General features: G+C 69.7%; 3 protein-coding genes and 1 pseudogene. 2 read left to right on the forward strand and 2 right to left on the reverse strand.

The features are described 5' to 3' along the window. Positions 1-56: 56 nt before the first annotated feature. A complete protein-coding gene (locus ACXJKH_RS18480) occupies positions 57-1,142 on the reverse strand; it encodes a 4Fe-4S dicluster domain-containing protein (protein WP_457321543.1) in 1,086 nt (361 codons plus the stop codon). A 2-nt stretch (positions 1,143-1,144) separates the two neighbouring features. Beyond that, positions 1,145-1,441, reverse strand: coding sequence for a hypothetical protein (locus tag ACXJKH_RS18485; RefSeq protein WP_457321545.1), 297 nt, complete (start codon positions 1,439-1,441; stop codon positions 1,145-1,147). A gap of 184 nt (positions 1,442-1,625) precedes the next feature. Between ACXJKH_RS18485 and ACXJKH_RS18490 the strand changes: the two genes are divergently transcribed. Both ACXJKH_RS18490 and ACXJKH_RS18495 read left to right on the forward strand, forming a co-directional pair. After that, positions 1,626-2,063: a group III truncated hemoglobin gene (locus tag ACXJKH_RS18490; protein ID WP_457321547.1), complete on the forward strand. Its 438-nt coding sequence runs from the start codon at positions 1,626-1,628 to the stop codon at positions 2,061-2,063. Positions 2,064-2,108: 45 nt separating this feature from the next. Further along, positions 2,109-2,586, forward strand: a pseudogene (locus ACXJKH_RS18495) (oxygen-independent coproporphyrinogen III oxidase); the annotation flags it as partial.

A 2,586-nucleotide genomic window follows, 5' to 3' on the forward strand; every position in this document is an offset into this window, starting at 1 on the left:
CGGTTGGGGGACCGGCGCCGTCGATCGATGGCAGGCGCGTAGCGGGATGCCGCCGTTTAAAACCGATGCACACCGATGCCCAGCAGCACCAGCAGGGTGCCGAGGGCTGCCAGCGTGCGCGGTCGCAGCCAGCGGCGTGCGTGTTGCTGTACCCGATTGGGGCTGGCAGGGGCGATCAGCCCGGTCGGGAAGTGCCATCCGCGCATCTGCGCATCACAGGCATCCACGCAGGCACCGCAGGCGATGCAATCGGGGTGCGGCCCGCTACGGATATCCAGCGCCATCGGGCAGACCGCCACGCAGGCCTTGCAGTCCACGCAATCGCCCAGACGGTCGTCGGGAAAGTGCGGCATCGGCCCAGCCAACGCCGGATGCGCGGCACGGAAGGCGTAGTCGCTGGCACTGACCGGATCGAGCAGGCCGCGCCCGCGCTGCATCACCGCGCCCTGTCCGGGCGCACGCGGGCCACGCGGTTCGCCACGGCGTGCGTCGTAGTGCACCTGGGGCGTATCGGTATCGCACAGGCTCGGGCAGAGCCGCGCGTAGGGGCACAGGTCGATGCAGACCTGCTCGCGCAGGAAGCCGGCATTGCCCCACGTGGCCAGCGCATAGAACACCACCCAGAACGTCTCCCAGCCACTCCAGTCCGGTGGCCACAGGCCCGCGACCAGGTCACGGATCGGACTGAACAAGCCCACGAAGGTCACCCCGGTCCACAGCGCCAGCAGGGCCCAGGCCAGGTGCTTCACCACGCGCGCCAGCGCTGGCTGGCGCAGGCGCCGGGCGCTGCTGCGTTCGATCCAGCCGAACATGCCGCTCCACAGCGTCTGCGGGCAGCCGTAGCCGCACCAGACCCGCCCGGCCACGTTGGTCAGCAGCACCAGGCCGACGGCGAGTACCGCCAGCAATCCGAGCAGTACGCCCAGGTCCTGTGGCCACAGGGTCAGCCCGAACAGATCGAAGCGGCGGTTCGGCAGGTCGAACAACAGCGCCTGGCGGCCCTCCCAGCGCAGCCACGGCAGCAGATAGAAGCCGGCCAGCAGCGTGGACGAGAGCAGCGCGCGCCAGCGCAGCGCGGCGCGCGGACGCGGCAGGGGCGCTGCAGGCGGCGGGACCAGATGCAGGTGGAGGCGTGCGGGCATGGTCAACCCAACGGCACGTCGTCGTCGTCGCGGCGCAGCGGCCGCAACAGGTACCAGGTGACGCTGCTGGCCGCAGCGGTCACCGCCCAGAACATGAAAAAGCCGAGCGTATAGCCGAGCTCGCGGCTGATCGCGTGCTGCGGAAAGCTGATGTCGCGCAACCGCAGCGGATCGACGAAGGCGAAGAACACCATGCTGGCCAGGMCGGCGGCGACGAAACTGGGCCACAGGATGGCGCCCCAGTGCTGGATGAGCAGCCGGCGCCGGCTGGCCTCGGGCGGGTCGTGCAGGTCGGTCATTGCAGCCACGGTCAGGAGGGAGGGGCAGGGCGCGGCTATACTCCCGGCGGTCGTGGACCGGGCGCGCGCAGCCTGTCTGGACTCACAGACTAGGGCGCGCGATCGGCGCCGACATTGATTCTGATCAAAGCCGCTGCGCTGCCCCTGCGCGCATGCTGGCCACCATCGGCCGTAGAGGAACGCCATGCCGGATCCATCCCCCTTCCCGATGCCCGCGCCCTCGCTGGCGTTGTGCAGCGAAGACCAGGTCACCCGGCTGGTCCACGATTTCTATGCGCGCGTGCGCGACGAGCCGCGTCTGGCCCCGGTGTTCACCGCGCGCGTGGACGACTGGGACGCGCACCTGGCGCACCTGGTCGATTTCTGGTCGGCGATGCTGCGCGGCACCCGCCGTTTCAGCGGCGCGCCGATGCCCAAGCACATGGCCATGGACGAACTGGACCGCGATCTGTTCGACCGGTGGCTGGCGCTGTTCCGGCAGACCACCGCCGAATGTGGCAATGCGCCGATGCAGCGCCTGGCCGACGATGTCGCTGCGCGCATCGCCGATACCTTCTGGCGCCGGTTCCAGATGTTGCGTTGGCCGCAGTTGCCGGTGGTCGGGGCGTCGCGGCTGGATTGATCTGGCGCAATGCGCGCGTCCGGCTGCGCGCGCAAGCTGTCAGGCATGGACACGATCTCGCCTGCCGCCGCCGGGCTTGCCTGGCACTTCGACCCGGAACTGCTGCGTCGCCACGACCGGCCCGGCCCGCGCTACACCTCCTATCCGACCGCGCCGCATTTCCACGATGGCTTCGGCGAGCACCAGCTGCGCGCGGCGATCAGCGCCAGCAACGCCTGCGCCCGTCCGTTGTCCTTGTACGTGCACGTGCCGTACTGCAGCAGCCCGTGCTTCTACTGCGGCTGCAACCGGGTGATTACCCGCGACCACGGMAAGGGCGTGGCCTACGTGGCGCGCGTACTGAGCGAGGCGGACCAGATCGCACCGTTGTTCGATGTCTCGCGCGAGGTGATCCAGCTGCACCTTGGCGGTGGCACGCCGAACTTCCTCGCTGCCGCGCAGCTGCGCGAACTGGTCGACGGGCTGCGCCAGCGCTTTCGTTTCAGCAGCGCGGCCAGCCGCGATTTCTCGATCGAACTGGACC

The organism is Stenotrophomonas sp. P5_B8, assembly GCF_054049855.1.

Excerpts from the sequence above, each read along its gene's own strand:
- ACXJKH_RS18480 (WP_457321543.1), bottom strand. The coding sequence starts at position 1,142 with ATGCCCGCACGCCTCCACCTGCATCTGGTCCCGCCGCCTGCAGCGCCC.
- ACXJKH_RS18490 (WP_457321547.1), top strand. The coding sequence starts at position 1,626 with ATGCCGGATCCATCCCCCTTCCCGATGCCCGCGCCCTCGCTGGCGTTG.